Below are 25,220 nucleotides of genomic sequence, written 5' to 3' on the forward strand. Positions count from 1 at the left end.
GAAAAGGAGACTTCTTGCTTCTGATTCGACATATCTAAAGGATTAAAGGGTTTATACTGTGGCAAAGATACAAAAAATCCCTTTTCATTCCCTTTGGCGAAAGACGATCATGTACGTTTCATATAGCAAAACTAAAGATACGGTCTCAGATATTTCTTCTTTTCTGCATATCGGCAATACGCCTCGAAAGTGATCCTGAGTCTCCTCCAGCAGAGACGGCTGTCACAAATCAGTTTCTGCGAAAGAACCGGAAAGGTCATGAAGACCTTATTTGTGCAGAGCTTCCAATTTCTCAGAGAGCACCAGCCAGTGTTCGTTCTCCTTATCCAAAGATTCCTTGATAGAAGTATATTCTGAGACCAACTCCATGTTAGAGGCATTTTTGGGATTCATAAACAACTTATCAAGTTCCTTGATGCGTTTCTCCATCGTAGATATCTTTGTCTCACAATCCTTTACCGCCCGCTCAGCCTTGTGAAGTTTTTTCTGTTGTTCCTTATGCTCGGCATAACTCTGTTTGCTGGAGTTCTGTTCAACGGGATGGACAGCAGCCGCAGAAGGCTGAGGAGAAGGATGTCCCAACTCTTTTGCCGGTGCATTCGAATTCAACACGTTGTCGATGGCATGCTGTGCGAACTCCCCATTCTCTTCCAGTTCTGCGCCTTTCTCCTGCAACCAGTCATAGATGCCCCCAAGATGTTCCTTCACCCTGGCGCCACCGAATTCATACACTTTCGAGACCAGTCCGTCCAGAAACTCACGGTCATGGCTGACAATCACTGCAGTCCCGTCGAAAGCTTTGATGGCCTCTTTCAGGACATCTTTGGAAGGCATATCCAAATGGTTCGTAGGTTCATCCAGGATCAACAAGTTGACAGGTTCCAGAAGGAGTTTGATCATGGCCAAACGACTGCGTTCACCACCACTCAGAACTTTCACCTTCTTATCACTGACCTCCCCACCAAACATGAAAGCACCGAGGAGATCATTGATTTTCAGTCGCATTTCACCTGTGGCCACCTGATCGATCGTATCGTAGATTGAGAGACTTTCGTCCAACAACTGTGCCTGGTTTTGGGCGAAATAACCAATATGGACATTGTGGCCGATTTTCAATTTACCAGTAAAAGGAATTTGACCCAGAATACATTTGACCAAGGTAGATTTACCTTCACCGTTCTTACCGACAAAGGCCACTTTCTCGCCTCGTTTTATCGTGAAGGTCACATGATCGAAGATCAGATGATCACCATAAGATTTACTGACATTCTCACAAATGATCGGATTGTCCCCACTCCTGAGACAAGGGGGAAACTTCAGGTGCATAACGGCGTCATCAACGTCATCGACGACAATAGGTTTGATTTTAGCCAACTGTTTGATACGGCTCTGCACCTGGACTGCTTTGGAAGGTTTATAGCGGAAGCGTTCGATAAACGCCTTGGTGTCAGCTATTTCCTTCTGTTGATTCTCGTAAGCCCTCAACTGTTGTTCGTGCCGTTCCTTGTGCAAAACGACATATTCATTGTATTTCACCTTGTAGTCTTCCACATGCCCGCATGTAATCTCCAGTGTCCTGTTAGTGACATTATTGATGAAAGCCCGGTCATGGCTGACGAGGAGGACGGCACTGGAGGACTGCTGGAGGAAGCGCTCCAGCCAAGTGATACTCTCTATATCTAGGTGGTTCGTCGGTTCATCCAAAAGCAGGACATCAGGTTTGCGAAGAAGGATCTTAGCCAACTCAATACGCATACGCCAGCCTCCGGAAAGTTCTTTTGTCGGACGGTCAAAGTCAGAACGCTCGAAACCGAGCCCAACAAGGACCCGCTCGATGTCTGCTTCGTAGTTCTCACCTCCCAGCATCGTATAGCGTTCCTGCTCTTGTGTAAAATTCTCCACAAGGGCATTATAACTCTCACTTTCATAATCAGTGCGAGAAGTCATCTCCTCCTGCATCCGTTTCAGATTTTCCTTTATCCTGAGATGGTCAGAAAAAGCTTTCCTAGTCTCCTCCCGTACAGAAGTATCGTCCTGAAGTTTCATTACCTGAGGCAGATACCCTATCGTGCAATCTTTCGGAATGGAAACTGTTCCTGCAGTCGGTTTCTGCAAGCCATAAATGATCTTGAGCATTGTAGACTTACCTGCACCGTTCTTTCCGACCAAAGCAATACGGTCATGCGCATTGATGACAAAGCTAACACCCGAAAACAAAGGTTTGACACCAAACTCTACCTTTAAACCTTCAACTGAAATCATGATTCATCTCTATTGTATATGAATTGCAAAAATACAAAAACTTAATGAAAATACGAATAAATAAACTCTTTTTCAAGAAACTTACAAGTGGATTCATTGCTTCTGACCCCGATAACGCTTTAAAATACAAGTATCAGAAAACAGGTATGCCTTCCGGAATCAGTCCTATTAGGAAGGATAGACTCAAAAAATAAAAGAGCATTTAATTAAAGGAAACAAAAAGGAATAAAAAAATTGCACCTTAATATATAATAAGGTGCAATTCCAATATAGATGAAATCCAATAGGATTTACTTGATCTTCTCAACGATTGCCTTGAAAGCATCCGGTTGATTCATTGCTAAATCTGCGAGGACTTTCCTGTTGATTTCGATACCTGCCTTGTGCAAAGCACCCATCAACTGACTATAACTCAGATTCTCCTGGCGAGCAGCAGCGTTAATACGTTGAATCCAAAGTGCACGGAAACTGCGCTTCTTAGCCTTACGGTCACGGTAAGCATAAGTCAGTCCCTTCTCCCATGAATTCTTTGCTACAGTCCAAACATTCTTTCTAGCGCCATACTGACCCTTTGTAAGTTTCAGTATTTTCTTTCTCTTCGCTCTTGAAGCTACATGATTTACTGATCTTGGCATAATTTTCTCTTTCTAAAGTTAGACTAAAAATAAATTAACGCATGCAAAGCAAATCGCGTACTTGTTTGCGGTTGGCCCGGTTTACAATGACATACCCATCCAGATTTCTCTTCTGCTTCTTAGTCTTCTTGGTCAGAATGTGACTGTGATAAGCGTGATGGCGCTTGATCTTTCCTGTACCGGTCAAAGAAAATCTCTTCTTTGCACCGGAATTCGTCTTTAATTTTGGCATTTTTTTATAATTTAATTATTGAATCTATTGAGGTGGTAACGTATATACCAAGACGTTACACACACCCGAAATTATTCTTCTTTATGATCTTCTTCCAGTTTCTTCAAAGCTTCCTCGCCACCTTTTACATTTGCAAACAGCCCCTTCTTCTCTGCAGTTTCTTTCTTTGCAGCAGCGGCTGCAGCCTTGACGGCAGCTTCGGCATTTTCACGGTCTCTCTTCTGTTGGCTCTTCTTGATGATCCCTACTTTTTTGGGAGCCAAATAGAGAAACATTTTCTTACCTTCGAGTTTCGGCATCTGTTGTACTTTACCGTAATCCTCCAGATCATTGGCAAACCGAAGCAAGAGCACTTCGCCCTGCTCTTTGAACAGGATGCTGCGTCCCCGGAAGAACACGTAAGCACGGACCCGATTACCTTCTTCAAGGAACTCCTCTGCATGCTTCAACTTGAACTGATAATCATGCTCATCGGTTTGAGGTCCAAACCGGATTTCCTTGATCTCCACCTTTACCTGCTTCGTTTTCAATTCTTTCTGATGCTTTTTCTGCTGGTAAAGGAACTTCTGATAGTCGATAAGACGGCAGACTGGTGGCTGGGCATTGGGAGAGATCTCCACTAGATCCACACCTTGTTCACGAGCCATGTTTATTGCTTGGCGTGTAGGCAGAACTGTAGCACCGCCTTCGCCTACCAGGCGGATTTCGCGTACGCGTATTTGTTCGTTAATGCGATAGCGAAATTTCATTGTGTCATTCTTCATTCAACTATTTTAAGTTTTCTTTTATCGAGTTGCCTGCAAAGGTATAAAAAAGATAGGAGTTCACAAAATATTTTGTTCATTTTTTACAGTTTAACGCCGCATAATTGTAGTCAAAAACACTGATCACACCACGAGGAGTGCGTTGAAATCAAGGAAACCCCTTCCACCCTATTGGGAAGAAGAGGTTTCTTATACATCTCAGTATTGACTGACACAGTTAAACAAACGCTATATTTCAATTTTTAGGTTCGCATTTAATGGCTGGCTCGAGTTCCTTGGCACATTCATCATTGATGTACTTGGCAAACTCTTCCTTCGTCATCATGGACTGTTCCCCACCGCCTTGTTTGCGGATAGACAACTTTCCACCGTTAGCTTCCTTCTCTCCGATAATGACCATCAGAGGAATGCGCTTCACTTCATTGTCACGGATCTTACGACCGATCTTTTCATTTCTGTCATCGATGACAGAGCGTACGCCTACGGTATCGAAATATTTACGGAGTTGGGCTGCGAAGTCATTATACTTTTCGGAAATCGGCAGGATAGATACCTGATCAGGAGTCAGCCACAAGGGGAAATGACCTGCGGTATGCTCGATCAGTACACCGACAAAACGCTCGATAGAACCGAAAGGAGCACGATGCAGCATCACCGGACACTTCTTCTGGTTGTCGTCATCAGTATATTCGAGTTTGAAACGTGCCGGCAGATTGTAGTCTACCTGTATCGTCCCCAACTGCCAGCGGCGGCCAAGGGCATCCTTCACCATAAAGTCGAGTTTAGGACCATAGAAGGCAGCTTCACCATAAGCGACATGTGCCTTAAGTCCCTTTTCATTTACAGCTTCTACAATAGCCTTCTCACTCACCTCCCAGACCTCATCGGAGCCAATATACTTCGAGTGGTTATTCGGATCACGCAAGGAGATCTGAGCTTCATAATCATTCAGTCCGAACACCTTGAACACGGTCAGAATAATATCCATCACGCGCAGGAATTCATCCTTCACCTGACTCGGTTTCAAGAAGATATGGGCATCATCCTGAGTAAAGCAGCGTACACGGGTCAGTCCGTGAAGTTCGCCACTCTTCTCATAGCGATAAACCGTACCAAACTCAGCCACCCTCAAAGGGAGATCCTTATAGGAACGAGGTTTCCATGCGAAAATCTCGCAGTGATGAGGACAGTTCATCGGTTTGAGCATATATTCTTCACCCTCTTCAGGCGTATGAATGGGTTGGAAACTATCCTTGCCATAATGAGCATAATGCCCTGAGGTCACATACAGGTTCTTGGAACCGATATTCGGGGTGATCACCTCCTGATAACCGAATTTCTTCTGAATCTTACGGAGCATGTCCTGAAGCCTAAGACGCAGTTCGGTACCTTTCGGCAGCCACATCGGCAGACCTTTTCCGACCCTGTCAGAGAAGAAGAAGAGTTCCATCTCCTTGCCAATCTTACGGTGATCGCGTTTCTTGGCCTCTTCCAGCATGACAAGGTAATCGTCCAGCATCTTTTTCTTCGGGAAAGTGATGCCGTAGATACGAGTCATCTGCTCCCTCTTGGCGTCACCGCGCCAGAAAGCACCGGCAACACTTGTTATCTTGACTGCCTTGATTGCACCGGTAGAAACCAGGTGCGGACCCTTGCAAAGGTCTGTAAAGCTTCCCTGTGTATAAAGCGTGATGGTGCCATCTTTCAGATCCTGATCGATGTGCTCCACCTTATATTTTTGTCCATGGTCTTTGAAAAACTTCAGGGCATCTGCTTTGGAAATGTCCTTGCGCACAAGCGGCTCGTTTTTCTTGGCCAACTCTTTCATCTTTGCTTCGATCTTAGGGAAATCGTTCTCTGAGATCGCTGTTCCCTTAGGTGGCATAACGTCATAGAAGAACCCATTCTCCACTGCAGGGCCAAAACCGAATTGAATGCCGGGATAAAGTTCTTGCAGTGCCTCAGCCAACAGGTGTGCGGAGGTATGCCAGAACGTGCGTTTACCTTCGTCATCGTCAAATTTGTAAAAGACAACTTCAGCATCAGACTGAATGGGACGATTCAATTCTTCAGTTTCACCATTTACACCGCAACAAACAACGTTGCGGGCGAAAGCCGGTGAAATGCTCTCGGCGATTTGATAACCGGTAACACCCTGTTCAAATTCATGGGCAGAGCCATCGGGAAATTTAATTTTTACCATAACAAATAGTATTTTTATTTAACTCGCTGCAAATGTACCACTTCTTTTTGAAAAAGAGGTACATGAGACGCTATTTTTTGTCTTCATACCGTTTTATCACCGAATAGGCGTCATAAATGCCCAACTCTCCGGCTTTACTGAGATCGGCGACTCCGGCCTTCTTGTTATCCGTGAAGATGTAGGCAAGGCCTCTGTTATACCAGGCTTCGGCCAAATGAGAATCGAGTTGGATTGCCCTCGTATAATCATCGATGGCCTGAGTGTATTCCTTGCGCTCGGCATGGAAATTACCGCGATTGTAATAAGCATACGCGTTCTTCGGACTCAGTCTGATGGCGTCATCAAAATCTGCTCTTATCTGACTCAAGGACAAGGTGACTTTACCACCCTGGCTTTGGTTGACCGCATTCAGACGGGACTGGCATACGGCACGCTGCCAGTAAGCCAAGGCATTCTGATCATCGATCTGGATATAAGCCGTCAGGTCATTGTCTGCCTCCTCAAAATCCTGGAGGACAGAATAGGCGACGGCACGTTCCAGCAGGAGGTCTTTCATCTTCTGATTGTCTTTAGTCAGAGAAATCTGCTTCGAGAGTTGGTCGATATAGTTGAAGAATGCCAGGGATTCCTTATCCGTCAACTGAACCTTGTTACAATTCAGGTAAACCGGATATTTCGGATCAGTACTGTTGTTGAATTTCTCCACACTCTCATCGAAAGGCTGGTAAGTATTGACACCGTTGTTGTATTTGATGAGCGACATAGCATACATCGGCAGAAAATCGACATCGACACTTCTGTTCTGGATCTTTCCACGATAGACACTCTTGTATTTGTAATCATCCGTATGCATCGCTACCTGTTTGTCAGGAACGACGATCTGGTTGTACTTGTTGATATCGATTTCAGAGCGCTTACGGACGAGTTTTCTAGTCTTTGCAGTCCATCGCGGCTGAATGCCCATGGTCTTGTTCATCTGTGCCTTGAAGATCCGGAATTCATCCAGTTCCGCTTTGCCGGTCATCCCCAGTTTGCGATAGCACCGCGCACGATAGACCAGACCGGTCCAGAAATTCGGAAACTGGTCGATAACGGCCGTATAGTCTCTGATGGCACCACGGATATGTCCCGTCTTTTCCAAGAGGATACCCCGATTGAAAATGGCAAAAGGATTCTTCGGTTCCATTTTCACGATGAAATCGAAATCGGTGATGGCCCTGTTGTCATCCCCTACGTTCACTCTCAACAGTCCACGGTTATAATGTGCCAGGAAGTTATTCGGGTCATATTCGATGGCCAGGTCATAATCGCTCAATGCGCCGCGGAGATTATTATAATTCAGTCGGGCCAAAGCACGGTTCAGATAATCCTCGACTGACTTCGGTTCGAAGTGAAGCGCCTTACTGAGAAACTTGTCCGCATCACGCCACTGGTGGCGGTTCAAACTGATCAAGCCCCTCGTCCGCCAAGCCCCTACGTTATAAGGATCATAGGTCAGACTTTGGTCGAGCATCTTGGCAGCAGTCGTCGTATCCTTCTGGATAAGGCTGATTTCCGCTTTCAAAGAATAAGCATTGGCAAAGTTTTTCCATTTAGACACAATCGTGTCGAGTTCCGTCTGTGCACCGGTATAATCGTTCTCCTGAAAATGGCACAGCGCCCTATTGAACCAATAGTTCTGGTTATCAGGCTCTATGCTGATGGCATGATCATAGTCGCCTATTGCCTCTTTGAACTTGTTCTGCCTGATCCGGCAAATGGCACGGAGGTCAAACATCTCATTATAATAAGGATTCAGGTCGATCGCCTGGCCCACATCTTTTTCGGCACCTACAAAATCGTCAAGATTGTACTTGGCAACTGCACGAAGGTACCACGGTTCATAAAGATACGGCTTCGCTGAAATCGCCAGATTGAAATACTGGATAGAAAGTACATAGTCTTCATAGTACAAAGCACTACGTCCGGCTGATATGAGCCGGTCCACCCTAAACTGTGCATGCAGGGACAATACGCCCATAAACATGATAAAGAAAACGCAGACCTTCTTCACAAATTATAAAAATTTAGGATACCTATTTAGATTCTTATTCTATCCGAAAAAAATTGTTGTCGGAATCATCAACTGTATTTTATGATAAGGCAATGGCTTGTCCATCGTAAGCGACCATTTCCCTTTTTACCTGAATAGCAAACAAATATGCATCATTTTTCTGACAAGTCTTGAAGCGGTTTCATTTTGGTTCCGACTACCATCCCCGAGAGATAGATACCAAGTAAAACAGACCCAATGCTTCCTCTTCCGAAAGGTCATTTCCGATACACACGGGTACGGTAAGAGCAGCGGAACTTCCCTTTCATCATGTTCCTCAACTTCCCCCCGATCAGATTCTTCCGAAGGGGATTCAGACGGTCGACAAAAAGGACACCATCAAGATGATCGAATTCGTGCTGCATGACACGTGCCAAATAGCCCTCTACCCATTCATCATGTTTTTGGAAATCCTCATCCTGATAGCACACATGGATTTTCTTAGGACGAGTTACCGATTCACTGATGCCCGGTATAGACAAGCACCCCTCCTCCAAGGATGTCTCTCCGCCGTCTTTGTCATAGCCCAGGATATGGGCATTGATAAAAGCCTTCCGAAAGCCTTTGTATTCCGGCAGATCGTCACTCAAGACATTCAAGTCAATGACCACCACCCGAATGCTTTTCCCGATTTGGGGAGCAGCCAATCCAACGCCATTGCTGGCATCTAAGGTTTCAAACATATCCGGAATCAATTTTTTCAGGTCCTCATCATCCGGGGTAATATCTTTGGCCACCTTTCTCAATACCGGTTGACCATATATATATATGGGTAAAATCATTATTTCAATTAAAATTAGGAATTTTCTTATTACTTTCTGGACTGCATCCAACTTTCCAGGATGATCGTAGCAGAAACCTTATCTACCAATCCTTTATCTTCCTGACGTCTTTTCTTCCTTATGCCTCCGTCAATGATGACACGGTGTGCCATGACTGAAGTAAATATCTCATTGTAATATTCAATGGGGACAGCAGGGCATGCTTTCCCCCATCGCTTGACAAAGGCCTGTACGCGTTCCAGATTCTCACTAGGTTGTCCATTGGGCTGCATAGGTTTCCCGATGATGATGCGCTCTACTTTCTCCTTGCTGACATAATCTTTCAGGAAATCAAATAGAGATGCGGTTGGAACAGTTGTCAACCCATTTGCGATCATCTGCAGAGGGTCCGTTACAGCCACCCCTGTCCGTTTCTTTCCATAATCAATAGACAAAACCCTCATCTCGACATAAAACTTAACCGTCTATGAGCAAACACCATCTCAATCTTACGATTGCTTACAGACATACTAAATTAAGGAAACAACTTTTTGCTTCCTTAAAATGCTTTATAACAACAAACGTTCCCTTATTCCTTAAACAACAGCCATGCATCCGGATAATTACCGGCACGGAACTGGTTGCGGCTTTGCACTGCAGAGAGTTTGTCATCAAAAGTCGAAGCAATCACACGATACATGTTACGACTGGAATTGTAAGCGACTTGAGCTTGGTAACCAGCATTCTTCAATGTATTCTGGAGACCTTCGGCATTAGCTTTCAAAGAAAAAGAACCAACTACGACGCTGAAACTCTTCAAGCCTTGTCCACTGACCACAGTCACATTCTCTTTACGGACAGTCGCATTGTCGACATTATCCATAACGGTAGTCTGATCAGCAGGTTTAGTTTGCAATGGAGTAACCACACGAGTACTGTCAGAGTCCGACTGAATCGGTTGGTTTGCCGACTGTTCAGCTTCCTGGGCTTTAGCCTTTTCGTAAGCTTTCTTATAAGCACTCTCACTGGATTTACAACTCGTCAGTGCCATAGCTGCGAAAAGTCCGGCACATAAAACCATATACTTCTTCTTCATGATCTATATAAAAAAAGTTAGAAATTCAATGTGCGAATTTACAAAATTCTACCCATATATCCTGTAATTACCCGAATAAAGTTTGTTAAATCAAGTTTTTACAACATAATTAACGAAAAATTAAGATTCTGATATTTGGTAATTCCATTCTTTTTACCTATCTTTGCCCTATTGACAAAAACAATTAGTTGAATCATAAAAAATTAAAGAAAATGAAAGCATTAGGTTACATTGGAGCATTTTTAGGTGGCGCAATCGCCGGAGCAGCATTAGGTCTCGTATTTGCTCCTGAGACCGGCAAGGACACTCGCACAAAAGTTTCTGACGCAGTAGATGGCTTCTGCAAGAAGCATGACATCAAACTGAGCAGGAAGGACAAGGACGATCTCGTAGATGACATTCAGGACGCTACACCTGAAGAAGTATAAAGAAATGATGTTCAGTAACGATAAAAACATAGAAACCATCGGGCAACTGATTGAGGCCTTAAAGCATGATATCGGACTTCGTGCCGAATACATGAAGTTCGATGTCATTGATAAGGTGGTCAGAATCCTAACGACAATGTGGGTTACCCTATTGATTTCGGGTATTCTCATCTTGCTACTGATCAGTTTGTCATTAGCCGCAGGTTTTGCAATAGCTTCAGCTATAGGGAGTACCCCTCTGGCCTTTTGCATTATTGCAGGTATCTATCTTCTATTGTTACTTTTGGTCATCATCTTCCGTCACAGGTGGATAGAACGCCCATTAGTCCGTTTTCTGGCCAGTCTTCTGCTACAGTAATAAATTAAATGATAAATATATTTCATATGGATCATTCAAAAGTTGTTTACAAGACATTGGCTGATATCCGTTTCAGAAAAGAACTACTAAAAAATGACATTCTGAAAGACGATCATCGGATTGAAGGGTTATGGAACGATCTTTTTCACCAGCCTGAAGCCTTTAAGAAAGGTGCCACGCCTTCCAAGCGTCTCCATGGTCTCATGAGCATTGGTACAGGCGCGGTTGACGGGATCATTTTAGGATGGAAACTTTATCGGAAATTCAAGAAAAAATAGGAATTTCCTCTAAAGATTCTCTTCTATCATCATTTTATCTGGTATTCTCTTAGACCTTTATATTCGATCTTCAGGTGGAAAAATCATTTCCCTGTCCTGAAGTTGGATAGATCGCAGAATAATTTTCTTCTTAGGAGCAATTGGAGGAGTTGCGTCTTTTGCGACTTCATCAACTATTCCATGTCTTTTTGTTTCTACCTATAGCCAGTCGCTATACGTCAAATGAGAGACCGTCATATCCCAGTTGTACACCTTCAGGTAAGCGTTTGTTGGCAACCTTATGCAACCCTATCTTATGGGTCACATGAATAAGGTAAGTCCGCCTTGCTCCCATCCTCCGGGATGCAGCGATGGCGTCAGCAACGAGTTGGTGGCTGTGGTGAGGGACTGTCCATCTCAGGGCGTTGATAGCCAGCGTATCCACATTCTGCAGATAACGGTATTCTTCATCCTCCATACGTTTCATGTCCGTGATATAGACAAAGGGACCGAAGCGAAATCCGAGGATAGCCATCTTATCGTGCATGACCCGAACCGGCAGGACATCAATATCTCCTATCCTGAACTTTTCATGCGGTCTGATCTCATGCATTCTCAGTTCCGGGGCGCCGGGATACAACTGTGAAGGATCGGAAGGAAAACAATACGGCATCGTCTGGTGCAGATGCTCATCCACAAATTTCTCACAATAGACATCCAGACCGTTGAAGCGATGGCAGAAAGGTCTCAGGTCATCCAGTCCCCCCACATGATCATAGTGGATGTGTGTAATCAGCAAACCGTCTATTTTTCTGAAAGGGACTTTCAAGAGTTGTTCGCGTATGTCCGGTCCTGCATCTATCAGAATCCGCGTGGACTCTGTCTCTACGAGCGCAGCCGTCCTCAGGCGATGGTCATGAGGATCAGTGCTTCGGCACACTTCACAATTGCACCCGAGTGCAGGTACGCCCCCCGATGTTCCTGTTCCTAAAAGTGTCACTCTCATTTAATATTCACCTCCGGATGTATCAAAATGCCAAACTTCGCATCCACGTCATGCTGGATGGTCTTGCAGAGTGCCAGGACTTCTGCGCCTGTAGCACCCCCGTGATTGACCAGGACCAATGCCTGTTTATCGTATACGCCTACTCTTCCGAGACTCTTGCCTCGCCATCCACAGCGGTCGATCATCCAACCTGCCGGGACCTTTACTGTCAAGACTGTTCCATCAGACTGACGGAGAGGGACAGGGAGACGGAAGAAAGGCATATCAGGATACAAAGCCTGGAGTTGCTTGAATTTCTCTTCCGTCACCATAGGGTTCATGAAGAAACTTCCGGCATTCCCCATCACCTGAGGATCAGGGAGTTTGGCTCTTCTGATGGCAATGATCACCTGTCTCATTTGAGATGCCGTAGGCTCAGTGATGCCTTTGGTCTCCAGTTCCCTTCTGATGCTGCCATAATCCAGTTTCGGTGTAAAAGTCCGCGTCAGGCGATACGTGACGGCCGTGATGACATAATGATCCCGCCATTCATGTTTGAATTTGCTTTGCCGATAGCCGTATCGGCAAGCTGCATTCGAAAACCGGACCCGGCGGGCCGTGCTTATTTCCACAGCTTCCACCTCAGTGATTAGCTCACTGGCTTCCGCTCCATAGGCACCGATGTTCTGAATAGCCGAAGCCCCTACCTCTCCCGGTATGAGTGAAAGATTCTCAGCGCCGTGGTAACCGAGTTGGACCGCATAGTCCACCACCTCATCAAAAGTTGTCCCAGCCCAGCACCTCAGGAATACGCCGTCAGGATCGTCAGGGCGACTGAAGACAGTCACCTCGAAACGGTTCTCAGGAGTAACCACAGTACCGGGATAGTCACCTGTAAGCAAGAGATTGCTTCCCCCGCCCAAGAGCAGATAAGGATCTTCCGTTCCGGAAAGATCCCGCGCTATCTGACAAGCCTCATCAGCAGAACTGAATTCCAGCAACCGTCGGCAATGAACATCAATGCCGAAAGTATTATGAGTCAAAAGACTCGCATTCTCAATATCTTTCATGAATTTATCTTCTGAATAGATCTCACCTCTACCGCACCAGCGTTTAAATGCTCATTCTCATCAGCATCCAGCGTCCGCCGATCCTACGGAAAGTAAATTCCTGTTCGAGGCCATTGGCGATTCCCCGGATGACAAAGATCTTATGATTGCTTTCCGTATACTTCTGCCCGTAGATGATATTATAGATCATCCCCTGGGGAAATTTCGGAGCAAAAGCCGGCCACTGTTCCGGAATAATATCACCGGTGATCGTAGAAAAATCGTTATCTGGATCCGGACCTTCAAACTTCACCGGATTATGGATGTGCTGATTCTGAAAGGCACTGTCAGCGGCAAAGACCGAATAGAATTTCAGGAATGAGGCGTTGGTATTCTTATGCAAATGATCAAAATTGAGGGATGTCATCATCCACTTTCCATTGATCCGATTGAAGAAATACTGCTTGACCATCCGCTTTCTGAAATAGATTTTCTCTATGATGACACGACGGATTGTCGTATCCTTAGGCAACTCCATTTGCCGGGCATTGTCAAATATCAGCGTATAAAAATCCTGCCTCATGAAGAAATGATCCAGTTTCCAATGGGCCGGATCTATTTTCCCAATGAGTTTGCCGTAACGATAGACTTTCAACGGGAAGGCAATACGCTTGAATTGGGTCTTTCTGGACGCTGCGAAATTGAAGATGAAATCATCGAACAATTCGTCTGCTGCCTTCGGCATAGGCGTCGCAGCGATCAATTGCTCGGCAGAATCCTCTCCGACAGTATCTTTGGAAAGCGTATCGATATTGGTAGAATCTGCCTGTGCATCCTTCTTTCCGGAACAGCCCGAAACAGTAAAGCCCAGTACCCCTACCAGAACAACAATAAACACAAATAAAAGCTTTCTCATAATTCTAACATACAACGATAATCACGGCAAATTTACATATTTTCCCTTTAATAGCGTACATTATTAGAGAAATTCTTTTTCACCATTCTCTATTTCCGATTTATTTCTTATCTTTGCATTTAATAAAAAAATTCATACAGCATCATGATACTGGACAAGATAGAAACACTTCTCAAGGAAGTAAACAGTCTTTCAGCCAAGAATATGGAAGACGTTGAACAACTCAGACGGAAATATCTGAGCAAGAAAGGTGAAATCAGTGCGCTGATGGGTGATTTCCGAAACGTCGCCACAGACCAGAAACGTGCCGTCGGCATCAAACTCAATGAGTTGAAAAAGGCCGCTACTGACAAGATCACCAGTCTGCGCAACCAAATGGAAGAAGCCGGTGCAACCAATGACGATATTGATCTGACGCGCAGCGCTTATCCGATCAGGTTAGGCTCTCGCCATCCGCTGACGGTAGTCAAGAACGAGATCATAGACATCTTCGACAGAATGGGGTTTGTCCTCGCTGACGGTCCTGAGATAGATGATGACCTTCATGTCTTCACGAAGTTGAACTTTGCTGCTGACCATCCCGCACGTGATATGCAGGACACTTTCTTCATCGAACAGAGTGATCCCAATGATGTGACGAAGAATGTCCTTCTCCGGTCTCACACCTCAGGTGACCAGGCCCACTATATGGAAGAGCATCAGCCGCCCTTCCGCATCCTCTGTCCCGGGCGTGTCTACCGCAATGAAGCAATCAGTGCAAGGGCACACTGTTTCTTCCACCAGGTAGAAGGTCTGTATGTCGACAAAGGCGTCAGTTTCACAGACTTGAAGCAGGTTCTCCTCACTTTTGCCCGTGAGATGTTCGGCGCAGACACCAAGATACGTCTCCGTCCAAGTTATTTCCCCTTCACAGAGCCAAGCGCCGAAATGGATATCAGTTGTAATATCTGTGGCGGCAAGGGCTGTGCCTTCTGCAAGCATACCGGTTGGGTGGAAATCCTCGGTTGCGGAATGGTCGATCCCAATGTCTTGGAAGCAGGCGGCATAGACAGCAAAGTCTACACCGGTTATGCCTTTGGAATGGGTGTCGAGAGAATCGCCAACCTGAAATACAGGGTCAGCGACCTCCGGATGTTCTCGGAGAACGACCTCAATTTCCTGAAAGAATTTGAGAGCGTCTATTAAATCAGTTATTATGTTTACCTGAAGGGCAATTGTCTTTCAGGTATTCCTTTGCTAATCCACCTTCAGATGTTTCCTTGTACAAAGAGGGGATATCATGTCCCGTCAGTTTCATGACATGCACGACGTGATCGAATGATACGCGGTGTTTGCCGTCAGAGAAAGAAGCGTACAACTGGGCATCGAGGGCACGGGCTGCGGCAAATGCATTCCGCTCAATACAGGGAATCTGGACTAAGCCACAGACAGGGTCACAAGTCATCCCGAGGTGGTGCTCAAGTCCCATCTCCGCAGCATATTCGATCTGGTCTGGACTCCCTCCGAAGAGTTGGCAGCCTGCAGCCGAAGCCATGGCACACGCCACTCCCACTTCACCCTGACACCCGACGTCAGCACCGGAGATAGAGGCGTTCTTCTTGACAAGATTCCCTATCAACCCTGCAGTCGCCAGAGCGTGCAAGATTCTGATTTCAGAAAAGGCATGTGATTTATAACAGTGATAGAGCACTGCCGGCAGTACACCGCAAGCACCGCAAGTCGGCGCAGTGACAATCGTTCCCCCCGAAGCATTCTCTTCACTCACGGCCAACGCATAGGCGAAGACCATTCCACGGCTTTGCAGAGAAGGTTTGTAACCACTTGCCTTGATATAATAATTGGCAGCTTTACGCGTAAGATTCAACGGTCCAGGGAGAACACCTTCGTGGTTCAGCCCTCTCTCCACTGCATCCTGCATCACCTGCCAGACCTGCCGAAGATAATCCCAAATATCAGCATCCTCACATTGCTGGACATATTCCCAATAGCTTCTTCCATTCCTGTCACACCACTCCAGAATCTCCGTCAGATTATTCATCGAGTAGATCTCCTTCGTTTTGAAAGGATCATCTCCGCCCTTCCCTTCTGACAGAGCACCGCCACCGATACTGTAGACAGTCCAGTCATCCAGCACCTTGCCTTCGAGGTCGTGGGCGATGTACTCCATCCCATTAGGATGGAATGGCAGGAATTTACGGGGTTGCCAGACGATCTTCACCGGTGCCACGGCACCCAGCACTTCCTCGATGACCTTGTCTGTCATATGCCCCCTGCCTGTCGCGGCGAGACTGCCATACAAGATCACTTCGAAATCGGCAGCATCAGGATGACGCTTCAAAAAAAACTGTGCCGCCTTCTGCGGACCCATCGTATGACTAGAAGAAGGTCCTTTACCTATTCTATATAATTCCCTTAAAGATTCCATATTCACCTTTCATTTTTCAATACCGTACCAACACCAAACCGACAGAACCAGACGTCACGCCTCCAAATCAGGAACCGCAAACGCCTGAAACAACCTTTTTATCTCTGATCTCAGCTTTATTCTTTTCACGCAGATAACTCAACGCAGCTCCTATTGCCGTACAGAACTCACTGTATTTCGGGATTCGGAAACGGACGTTATACAATTTTTCCATAGAAGGATACACTTCCCTGCATTGGGGCAGAAGGGTGAGGTTTCCGATCATTACAAAATCCCGTATACCCGTATTCAAACTACTCAGAATACTGCTGCTCCCTATAGCCTGCAAGACCATATAGATGAGTCCGATGGCTATATCTTCACGAGACGCATTCGCCTTAGCATTACTGAACAAACTAGCTGTGGCAGACATCGGCAGTCCCGGAAGGGGTTTGGCGCAAATATCCTTGATGAAAAGATTGATATTGTAGATGTTGCCCTCTGTCGCCAGAGCCACGACCTGACGCATGTCATCTGTCTGCAGCATGATACGGCAAAGTCCGGCAAGCGTGCCTCCACCGATACCGATACCTCCGATATGCCGGATATCATCACCTACACACTGGACAAGGCTCGTACCTGTTCCCATAGAAACCACCATCATCCTGTCCAGATTAGACTCATACCTGGCACCTAGTCCGTCAGCGATAAACTCCTCCGCCTTGGAAGTCGGCCTGCCATAGATATTCTCATTAATATAGGCCGAACCTACACCGGTGAGTTTGATATGTTCCACCTCATCCAGACTGATCTTGTTTTCGTGAAGATATTTTCCGAAAGCACCATATAGGGAAGTTATCGGGTCAGCAGCTGTAATACGCATGGGAGAGATGACGGCTCCTTCCTGATTGATTCCAACAATTTTCGTCGTTGAAATGCCTACGTCTATTCCGATAATAATTTTCTTTTCCATACTGCAAAGGTAAGCATTTTTAATATTATGGGAGTCAAGGATTTCTGAAAATTTATTATCTTTGCACGAAGGAATCCAAAAACAGCCGATCCGGGAAATGAAAAGTGTATCATGCGACTAAATCCGGTTCCGGCTGCCGGAATTTTATCACTCTAGACCTTTGTCTATGCAGAAAGGTCTTTCTTAAAAGAAAATACGATGTCAGAAGAAAAAATGCAGGAACTTGTCGACCGCTTGAATCAAGCTTCCGATGCTTACTATAATGGGAAAGAGGAGATCATGACCGACTATGAGTGGGATCATCTCTTCGACCAACTCAAGCAAATGGAGAACGAGACCGGCATTATCCTCGCCGACTCTCCTACCAATCACGTCTCTGCAGACGATATCAACGGTCAAAAAGAACCCCATGAGTTCCCCGCTCTGTCACTTGCCAAGACCAAAAAACCTGAGGATCTGGCCAAATGGGCTGAAGGGAAACCGATTTGGCTGTCCTGGAAACTCGATGGGCTCACTCTCGTCGTCACCTTTGATGACGGGAAACTCACGAAGGTGGTAACGAGGGGCAACGGACATATCGGGACAAACATCACCCACCTTGCTCAGGCTATCGGGGGTATTCCCCAGAGTATCCCGTACAAAGGGCACGCTGTGATCCGCGGCGAATGTGTCATTTCCTACAGTGACTTCGAGCGCTTTATCCTGGAGAGTGACGAAGACTATGCCAATCCCCGTAACCTGGCTTCTGGTTCACTGACCCTGAAAGATCCGCTTGAGGTCAAGCAACGCCATCTGCAATGGATTCCTTTCACCCTTGTCTATACGGAAGAGGATATCCCTTCATGGGGAGAACGGATGAAATGGATTGAGAAAAACGGGATGAAAGCGGTTGACCGGACTTATATCAAGGACCCTACCCTCCAGAATATCGATAAGGTCATCGCCCAGTGGACACAGAAAGTCACCAACCGTGAGAACCCTTATCCTGTAGACGGATTAGTCATTGCCTACGACGACTGGAACTACTCCCAGACCGGATCAGTCACGGGCCATCATGCGACCAGGGCAGGGTTTGCCTTCAAATGGAAAGATGAAGATGCCCGCACGACCCTCGACCATATTGAATGGAGTTGCGCGACTTCCACCATTTCGCCTGTCGCCGTCTTCGAACCTGTCAGTTTGGAGGGCACTACCGTGAAACGCGCTTCCCTCTGCAATATCAGCGAATGTGAAAGACTGGGTATTGGGGACAAGGGGACTGTCATCAGGGTCATCAAGGCGAATAAGATCATTCCGAAAGTCATCCATGTGGATGAAAAGGTGGGCGAATTAAATATTCCAGACCACTGCCCTGTCTGCGGGGCTCCGACAAAATTGGTGATCAGTGAGAATAGTGATACGAAGACACTGCACTGCACCAACGCCAAATGTCCGGCAAAGCAATTGAAGAAATTTGCACGTTTCGTCAGTAAGGACGGAATGGATATAGACGGCATCTCTGAACAGACTTTGGATAAATTCATCAACAAGGGCTGGATCAATGAGTATGCCGACCTCTATTCCCTGCACTTACATGCCGATGAAATAGCAGAGATGGAGGGATTCGGCGACAAAAGTGCCACCAACATCATCCAGTCCATTGACCATTCCAAGAAAGTGGAAGCCCGCCATCTGCTCTATGCCTTGAGCATCCCTTTATGCGGAAAGGATGTCTGCAACAGATTGCTGAGTACCTATCCCATAGATGAACTGGTCAAGGAAGCTTCTACCGAGAATATCAAGGAGGACCATTTCGCCCTAATCCCCGGAATAGGACCGGAAAAAAGCGCACAGGTCGTGAAATGGTTCCAGAATGAAGAGAATAAGGAGAAATACGGCAAACTCAGACAATGCCTTGAAGTGACGCAGAACAGCGGCGCTCCTCAAGGCAGGAGATGCGAGGGTCTGACTTTCGTCATTACGGGAAATGTCAACCACTACAAGAACCGGAATGAACTTAAAGCTTATATTGAAAGCCAAGGTGGCAAGGCGACCGGTTCAGTGAGTAAGTCGACTTCTTTCCTGATCAATAATGATGTCAGTTCTTCAAGCAGTAAAAATCTGAAAGCTAGACAGTTGGGAATCCCTGTTATATCAGAGGATGAATTTATACAGAGATTCGCTGAAGAGGCATAAACCGGCAATCAGCAATTACTTTCACCTACAGCATGCGTGTCAGAATGTCCATTTGACCGCGAGTGTCGGAATCGCATAAAAGCGGTTGTTCCGGCCATAGTCATTGTAAACGAAATTATTGCTGACCTCCACTTCTCCGCCCAAACTGAGGGGGACTTCACAACCTTTCACCGCATTCAGATTGATCCACCACTGAGGTTCACTGGTTATAATCCACTTGCCATTGACATGGGGATCATACCATGTATCACAAAAACCGGATAGGGTGATCAGGTTATGGGCAAGTTGCAAACCCCACACCTCAGTCAACTGAAAACTGTTATAGGCATGGGCATGGTAATGCCGATTCTTGAAATAATATTTGTAGAGCGTCTGAACCGTAAACGTCGCACTATAACTCTTGTTATGCCAATTCCAAGCCGGTCCGACCAATACCGCATGCTGGAAACGCGTCGCCTGCCACATCTCTTCATCGGAACTCAGTCCGCCGTTATACTCGACATGAGCAGCAAACTGTTTGTTTTTCGAGACATTGATGTCTCTGCCGAATTCCAGGTAGGCGCCTGCTGCACCATCTCTCTGAAAATCCATATCTATAAAGGAATAGGTACTGCCCCATTTGTCCGCCTTGAACAATTCGGCAGTTGTCGTCACACTCGGCCGGGAAGTCAAACTCTTATACAAAGAATGCCCCAAGTCATAATGAACTTGGATATTCTGGGCATTAATACTCACAAAAATCGTCATAAATACAGACAGGATGAAGTGTTTTTTCATCGGAAAAATCAAGTTGTTCTTTTATGGGGTGCAAAGTTACGTCTTTTTTTACAAGAGTCATCATTCTTTCATGAAAAAGACAAAATCTGTAGAACTTTCTTGTATTAAACGCCTTTTTTCCATATCTTTGCATGAAGTATGCGTATAGATATCATTACCGTTTTGCCAGAGATGATCGAGGGATTCCTCAACGAATCCATATTGGCACGTGCACAGAAAAAGGGTTTGGTAGAGATTCACCTCCATCAACTCCGGGATTATACTTTAGATAAATGGAGACGGGTAGATGACTATCCTTATGGCGGAAGTGCCGGAATGGTCATGCAGTGTGAACCTATCGACAGGGCTATCACTGCGTTGAAAGAGGAAAGGGACTATGATGAAGTCATCTATGTTTCTCCCGATGGGGAACAGTTTGACCAGCACATGGCCAATGATCTTTCCTTGCTCCATAATATCATTATTCTCTGCGGCCATTACAAGGGCATCGACCAGCGCATCAGGGACCATCTCATCACCCGGGAGATATCCATTGGTGACTATGTGCTGACAGGTGGAGAACTGGCAGCTGCGGTCATCTCGGATGCTGTCGTCAGACTCCTTCCCGGAAGTATCAGTGATGAGCAAAGTGCATTGAGCGATTGCTACCAGGATGATCTTTTGGCAGCTCCTATCTATACGAGACCGGCAGATTATAAAGGTTGGAAAGTACCGGACATCCTCTTGAGCGGAAATGAAGCCAAGATCAGACAATGGGAACTGGATCAGGCCGTGGAGAGGACCAAGCAACTCCGCCCTGACCTTCTGGAAAAGCAAAACGGAAAATCGTTTGATTTCAATTCGAGAACTGGACGTGGTTCAAAAGAAAAATAAGTTTCTCAGTCAAAGGTTCTGTTGACTTTATAGCCATCAGGGGTTCACGATCGATTTCTATTCAGTTCTACAGTTGATTTTTTAAGTGATATAAGTATTTATCAGACAAGTTATTAGGCACTTTCATTGAGACGTATTTTCTTCTAACAGTTCAAAGATTCGATTATTCCACCCTCATGGTTTCACGTTCCGGCACTTTCTAGCGGATATCCGTTCAATCCAAAGTGATTTCTCCCCTTTCCAACTTGGTGCAAAATTCTTCACCAAGAGAAAAACCTTCCTCATAGAGACGTTCTAGTTTGGCCGTATCTTTCTCCATCCGTTTCACCTCAATAGGCTTTTGCGGGCGGATACAAACCAGTTTTCCTTCATCCTCGAGGTCATCAACCATCTGAAGTAGGGCATTGTACGATTCGTGCCGCTTACTCAAAACCAGTCTCAACCGCGGGTAATTCTTATAGATAAAATGCGGGACTTTCCTGTCCTTGCCGTCATCCCGCCAGCCCTTATTCCGTGTCAGTATCACCACGTTCCGGCTGTGTCCCATTGTTATTGCCCTCATGACGGGAATGGAATCAATAATTCCCCCATCAAGCATAGGTACACCGTCTACACGAACGATTTTACTGACATAGGGTAACGAACTGGAAGCCCGCACGATATCCAACACCCTTTGCTTGTCGGAAGTCTCCGTGAGGTACATGCTGCGCCCGGTACTGCAGTTGGTCGTCACCATCTCAAAACCTGAAGAATAGCGGAAGAACGTATCGAAATCAAAGGGCAGCAACTTCTTCGGAAACTTATCATATAGAAGTTTCTGGTCGAAGATACAGCCTTGCGTCACCAAATGCCGGATGCCGATATAATTGTACCGGGCGAGATAGTCGATATCTGAGATGCGTGCTCTCCGAGGTTGTCGGGAGATATAAGACATGCCATTACAAGCACCGGCAGAGACGGCTACGACATATCTGAAATACAGTTCATGCTTCATGAAAGCATCCAGAACTCCACTCGTAAAGACACCTCTCATGCCTCCTCCTTCCAACACTAATCCGGTATTTCTTATTGTTTGCATATAGGGTAAACGCTAATAATTTATAATTTTCAATCTTTAAGTCAATATTTGTTGCAAATATAACACCTTTTTAGTTAAAAATAAGTACTTTTGCATAGTTAAATTGAAAAAGTGATTAAAATATGTTGTTTAATAAAGAAACTTATGTACAACGCCGCGAGGAACTGAAACACCTCGTGAAAGAAGGTATTATTCTCTTCTTCGGCAATAATGAAGCACCTTGTAACTTCCCTGCCAATGGTTATTACCCTTTCCGGCAGGATTCGTCGTTCCTATACTATTTCGGATTAAACCGGGATGGACTTGTAGGTGTCATCGACATTGACAACAATCAGGAAACTTTGATCGGCGATGACATCAGCATCGATGATATTGTCTGGTATGGTACAGTGGACAGTGTCCATGAAATGGCAGAACAGGCAGGGGTGAAAAACTCGGCACCTATGGACCAACTGAAAACGATTTGCCAGAAAGCCCTCGCAGAAAAACGCAAGATCCATTTCCTGCCACCTTACCGGTATGATATCAAACTGCAGATCTTTGACCTGCTGGGCATCCACCCGAACCAACAGGGTGAAGAAGCCAGCCTCGACCTGATCCATGCAGTTGTCACACAACGCTCAACCAAGTCTCATGAAGAAATCGAAGAACTCGAGAGAGCTGCTGTCATCGGTTATCAAATGCATACTACTGCCATGCGACTGACCCGTCCGGGAGTGACTGAGAAATTCGTAGGCGGACAAGTTACCGGTGTAGCAGAATCTTATGGCGCAATGGTCAGTTTCCCGACCATCTATTCACAACACGGAGAGACCATGCACGGCAATCCTTCAATGAACAAATTGGAGTCAGGACGCCTGGTGCTCTGCGATGCAGGAGCCGAGACCATCAACAACTATTGCTCGGACAATACCCGCACCTATCCTGTAAACGGAGAATTCACACAACGCCAACTTGAAATCTACTCCATCGTGGAAGCCTGCCATGACTATACCATCAAAATCGCAAAACCGGGAGTAAAATGGATGGACGTGCATTTTGCAATCTGCAAACTGATGACCGAAAGACTCAAGGAACTGGGACTGATGAAGGGTGATACCGATGCAGCCGTCAAGGCTGGTGCCCATGCGATGTTCCTGCCTCATGGACTAGGCCACATGATGGGCATGGATGTACACGATATGGAAAGTCTCGGACAAACCTACGTCGGGTTCGATGAAGAAACGAGACCAAATCTGAAACAGTTTGGGACCAACTGCCTGAGAATGGGACGACGCCTCAAGGAAGGTTTTGTCGTCACTGATGAACCTGGCATTTACTTCATCCCGGCACTGATCGATGACTGGAAAGCCAGCGGACATTGCAAAGAGTTCATCAACTTTGACAAACTCGAGACCTATAAGGACTTCGGTGGAATACGTATCGAAGATGACGTCCTGATCACTAAAGACGGATGCCGGTTCCTGGGAAAGAAACGTATCCCCTACCATCCTAAGGATATCGAAACATTCATGGCAGAAAACGCCAAGGCCTAATCCTATCAGGAGGAAAAGACTTCCTCCTGACGAATTAAGATGACCATTCGAAGGCCAAGTCCGAAGATTGGCATGTCAGTTAGAAATCATAATCAACAAATAAATACGAGAAGATGAGAAAAGTATTAGTTCTTGCACTCTTGACCCTCTTTGCGACAGGATCAAATGCTAGGGTATTAAAAGATTCTGTAAACAGGAATAAACCGGTTTTTACGGTTATAAAGAAAAACCCGATTACAAGTATCAAGGATCAGAACAGAAGTGGCACGTGCTGGGATTACTCGACACTGAGTTTCTTCGAAAGTGAGATTCTGAAGAAGTCAGGTAAGACCTATGACCTCGGCGAGATGTATGTCGCCAATAAAACTTACAGAGACCGTGCGATCATGAGTGTCCGCATGCACGGCGATGTCAGTTTCTCTGAAGGCGGCTCTTCCTACGACCCGTTGTATTGCATCATCAATTACGGCATTGTTCCAGAAAGCGCCATGCCGGCACCAGGTACACTCTATGGTGATTCCCTGGCAGATTTCGGTGAATTTTTCAAGGCAATGACTCCTTATGTCAAAGCTATTGCCACGAGCGATTCGAAGAAACTCTCCAACACCTGGGTCAACGGACTGCAAGGTATTCTGGACGCCTACCTCGGCAAATGCCCTGACCACTTCACTTATCAAGGCAAATCCTATACCCCGAAGAGTTTTGCAGCCAGCCTCGGCCTCGACTGGAACGACTATGTGAGTTTCACCTCATATACCCACCATCCTTTCTGGACAGAGTTCCCTGTAGAAGTACAAGACAACTGGCGCTGGGCCCCAAGTTGGAACATTCCTATAGATGATATCTGCAAGATCATCGACAATGCCATCATGAACGGCTATACCGTCGCATGGGGTGGAGATGTCACAGAAGACGGTTTCACACGTAAGGGACTCGGTATTGCCTTCGACGAGAAGAAAGCCCGCTCCATGACCGGAACAGATGCCGATCGTTGGTTCAAACTCCCCAACAGCAAGAAGAAAGACAAACTTGACTCACTGGGCATCAATGCACCGGAGATCGTTCCGACACAGGAAATGCGGCAACAGGCTTTTGACGACTGGGAGACCACAGATGATCACGGCATGCACATCTTCGGTATCGCCAAAGACCAGAACGGTAAGGAATACTATATGGTCAAGAATTCCTGGGGAAAATACGGAGACTATAATGGTGTATGGTATATGACCAAAGCCTATGTGGCTTACAAGACAATGGACTTCATGGTCAACAAGAATGCTGTACCTAAAGATATACGTAAGAAAATCGGAATCTGATCAAGATTCATTTCATAAAAAATGCGCAAAGTTAGAAATTTTGCGCATTTT

The 25,220-nt window shown here is 45.9% G+C and carries 24 protein-coding genes; 8 read left to right on the plus strand and 16 right to left on the minus strand.

The annotated features are described in order from the left end of the window. Positions 1-267 precede the first annotated feature (267 nt). From NG821_RS09115 to NG821_RS09155, 9 genes are all read right to left on the minus strand, one after another. Positions 268-2,262: an ABC-F family ATP-binding cassette domain-containing protein gene (locus tag NG821_RS09115; protein WP_252761353.1), complete on the minus strand. Its 1,995-nt coding sequence runs from the start codon at positions 2,260-2,262 to the stop codon at positions 268-270. A gap of 290 nt (positions 2,263-2,552) precedes the next feature. Next, positions 2,553-2,897 (minus strand): 50S ribosomal protein L20, encoded by a 345-nt coding sequence (gene rplT, locus NG821_RS09120; RefSeq protein ID WP_252761354.1) that lies wholly within the window; start codon positions 2,895-2,897, stop codon positions 2,553-2,555. A gap of 34 nt (positions 2,898-2,931) precedes the next feature. Next, positions 2,932-3,129, minus strand: coding sequence for a 50S ribosomal protein L35 (gene rpmI, locus NG821_RS09125; protein ID WP_252761355.1), 198 nt, complete (start codon positions 3,127-3,129; stop codon positions 2,932-2,934). Positions 3,130-3,200: 71 nt separating this feature from the next. After that, entirely contained in the window at positions 3,201-3,893 is a 693-nt protein-coding gene (gene infC, locus NG821_RS09130) for a translation initiation factor IF-3 (RefSeq protein ID WP_252761356.1), read from the minus strand. Between the two features lie 235 nt (positions 3,894-4,128). Continuing rightward, positions 4,129-6,096: a threonine--tRNA ligase gene (gene thrS, locus NG821_RS09135; RefSeq protein ID WP_252761357.1), complete on the minus strand. Its 1,968-nt coding sequence runs from the start codon at positions 6,094-6,096 to the stop codon at positions 4,129-4,131. Between the two features lie 70 nt (positions 6,097-6,166). Next, positions 6,167-8,122: a tetratricopeptide repeat protein gene (locus NG821_RS09140; RefSeq protein WP_252761358.1), complete on the minus strand. Its 1,956-nt coding sequence runs from the start codon at positions 8,120-8,122 to the stop codon at positions 6,167-6,169. 284 nt (positions 8,123-8,406) lie between these two features. Further along, a complete protein-coding gene (def, locus tag NG821_RS09145) occupies positions 8,407-8,970 on the minus strand; it encodes a peptide deformylase (RefSeq protein ID WP_252761359.1) in 564 nt (187 codons plus the stop codon). A 29-nt stretch (positions 8,971-8,999) separates the two neighbouring features. Then, positions 9,000-9,413, minus strand: a complete 414-nt coding sequence (ruvX, locus tag NG821_RS09150; RefSeq protein ID WP_252761360.1) for a Holliday junction resolvase RuvX — start codon at positions 9,411-9,413, stop codon at positions 9,000-9,002. A gap of 125 nt (positions 9,414-9,538) precedes the next feature. Continuing rightward, positions 9,539-10,045, minus strand: a complete 507-nt coding sequence (locus NG821_RS09155; protein ID WP_252761361.1) for an SPOR domain-containing protein — start codon at positions 10,043-10,045, stop codon at positions 9,539-9,541. A 212-nt stretch (positions 10,046-10,257) separates the two neighbouring features. Here NG821_RS09155 and NG821_RS09160 point away from each other — a divergent pair, with 212 nt between their 5' ends. From NG821_RS09160 to NG821_RS09170, 3 genes are read left to right on the plus strand one after another with little or no spacing between them, the layout of a single operon-like run. After that, positions 10,258-10,473, plus strand: a complete 216-nt coding sequence (locus NG821_RS09160; protein ID WP_252761362.1) for a YtxH domain-containing protein — start codon at positions 10,258-10,260, stop codon at positions 10,471-10,473. Positions 10,474-10,480: 7 nt separating this feature from the next. Next, positions 10,481-10,831: a phage holin family protein gene (locus tag NG821_RS09165; protein ID WP_252761382.1), complete on the plus strand. Its 351-nt coding sequence runs from the start codon at positions 10,481-10,483 to the stop codon at positions 10,829-10,831. Positions 10,832-10,857: 26 nt separating this feature from the next. Continuing rightward, entirely contained in the window at positions 10,858-11,109 is a 252-nt protein-coding gene (locus tag NG821_RS09170; RefSeq protein ID WP_252761363.1) for a hypothetical protein, read from the plus strand. Between the two features lie 211 nt (positions 11,110-11,320). Here the strand turns inward: NG821_RS09170 and NG821_RS09175 are convergent, their stop codons facing one another. The 3 genes from NG821_RS09175 to NG821_RS09185 are packed head-to-tail and all read right to left on the minus strand — an operon-like array spanning position 11,321 to position 14,038. Continuing rightward, positions 11,321-12,094: an MBL fold metallo-hydrolase gene (locus tag NG821_RS09175; RefSeq protein WP_252761364.1), complete on the minus strand. Its 774-nt coding sequence runs from the start codon at positions 12,092-12,094 to the stop codon at positions 11,321-11,323. After that, on the minus strand, positions 12,091-13,143 hold the full coding sequence (murB, locus tag NG821_RS09180; protein WP_252761365.1) for a UDP-N-acetylmuramate dehydrogenase: 1,053 nt from the start codon (positions 13,141-13,143) through the stop codon (positions 12,091-12,093). The genes NG821_RS09175 and murB overlap by 4 nt, the downstream gene beginning before the upstream one ends. A 43-nt stretch (positions 13,144-13,186) precedes the next feature. Beyond that, positions 13,187-14,038: a DUF4348 domain-containing protein gene (locus tag NG821_RS09185; protein WP_252761366.1), complete on the minus strand. Its 852-nt coding sequence runs from the start codon at positions 14,036-14,038 to the stop codon at positions 13,187-13,189. Positions 14,039-14,182: 144 nt separating this feature from the next. On the opposite strand from NG821_RS09185, the gene pheS reads away from it, so the two are divergent. Continuing rightward, positions 14,183-15,223, plus strand: a complete 1,041-nt coding sequence (gene pheS / locus NG821_RS09190; RefSeq protein ID WP_252761367.1) for a phenylalanine--tRNA ligase subunit alpha — start codon at positions 14,183-14,185, stop codon at positions 15,221-15,223. A gap of 1 nt (position 15,224) precedes the next feature. On the opposite strand, the gene NG821_RS09195 is transcribed toward pheS, so the two are convergent. After that, positions 15,225-16,463 carry an L-serine ammonia-lyase gene (locus NG821_RS09195; RefSeq protein WP_252761368.1) on the minus strand — a complete coding sequence of 413 codons (1,239 nt, stop codon included), beginning with the start codon at positions 16,461-16,463 and terminating at the stop codon, positions 15,225-15,227. A gap of 67 nt (positions 16,464-16,530) precedes the next feature. Then, positions 16,531-17,415 (minus strand): type II pantothenate kinase, encoded by an 885-nt coding sequence (gene coaW / locus NG821_RS09200; protein ID WP_252761369.1) that lies wholly within the window; start codon positions 17,413-17,415, stop codon positions 16,531-16,533. Between the two features lie 198 nt (positions 17,416-17,613). Here coaW and ligA point away from each other — a divergent pair, with 198 nt between their 5' ends. Next, positions 17,614-19,590: an NAD-dependent DNA ligase LigA gene (gene ligA / locus NG821_RS09205; RefSeq protein ID WP_252761370.1), complete on the plus strand. Its 1,977-nt coding sequence runs from the start codon at positions 17,614-17,616 to the stop codon at positions 19,588-19,590. Positions 19,591-19,629: 39 nt separating this feature from the next. On the opposite strand, the gene NG821_RS09210 is transcribed toward ligA, so the two are convergent. Next, positions 19,630-20,367, minus strand: coding sequence for a nucleoside-specific channel-forming Tsx family protein (locus tag NG821_RS09210; RefSeq protein ID WP_252761371.1), 738 nt, complete (start codon positions 20,365-20,367; stop codon positions 19,630-19,632). Positions 20,368-20,505: 138 nt separating this feature from the next. On the opposite strand from NG821_RS09210, the gene trmD reads away from it, so the two are divergent. Next, on the plus strand, positions 20,506-21,240 hold the full coding sequence (trmD, locus tag NG821_RS09215; RefSeq protein WP_252761372.1) for a tRNA (guanosine(37)-N1)-methyltransferase TrmD: 735 nt from the start codon (positions 20,506-20,508) through the stop codon (positions 21,238-21,240). Positions 21,241-21,454: 214 nt separating this feature from the next. On the opposite strand, the gene NG821_RS09220 is transcribed toward trmD, so the two are convergent. Then, a complete protein-coding gene (locus tag NG821_RS09220; RefSeq protein ID WP_252761373.1) occupies positions 21,455-22,318 on the minus strand; it encodes a patatin-like phospholipase family protein in 864 nt (287 codons plus the stop codon). A gap of 122 nt (positions 22,319-22,440) precedes the next feature. Here NG821_RS09220 and NG821_RS09225 point away from each other — a divergent pair, with 122 nt between their 5' ends. Then, positions 22,441-23,853, plus strand: coding sequence for an aminopeptidase P family protein (locus NG821_RS09225; RefSeq protein WP_394802077.1), 1,413 nt, complete (start codon positions 22,441-22,443; stop codon positions 23,851-23,853). Between the two features lie 113 nt (positions 23,854-23,966). Beyond that, positions 23,967-25,169: a C1 family peptidase gene (locus NG821_RS09230; RefSeq protein ID WP_252761374.1), complete on the plus strand. Its 1,203-nt coding sequence runs from the start codon at positions 23,967-23,969 to the stop codon at positions 25,167-25,169. Positions 25,170-25,220: the final 51 nt, after the last annotated feature.

The organism is Segatella cerevisiae (genome assembly GCF_024054555.1).
Taxonomy (GTDB): Bacteria; Bacteroidota; Bacteroidia; order Bacteroidales; family Bacteroidaceae; genus Prevotella; species Prevotella cerevisiae.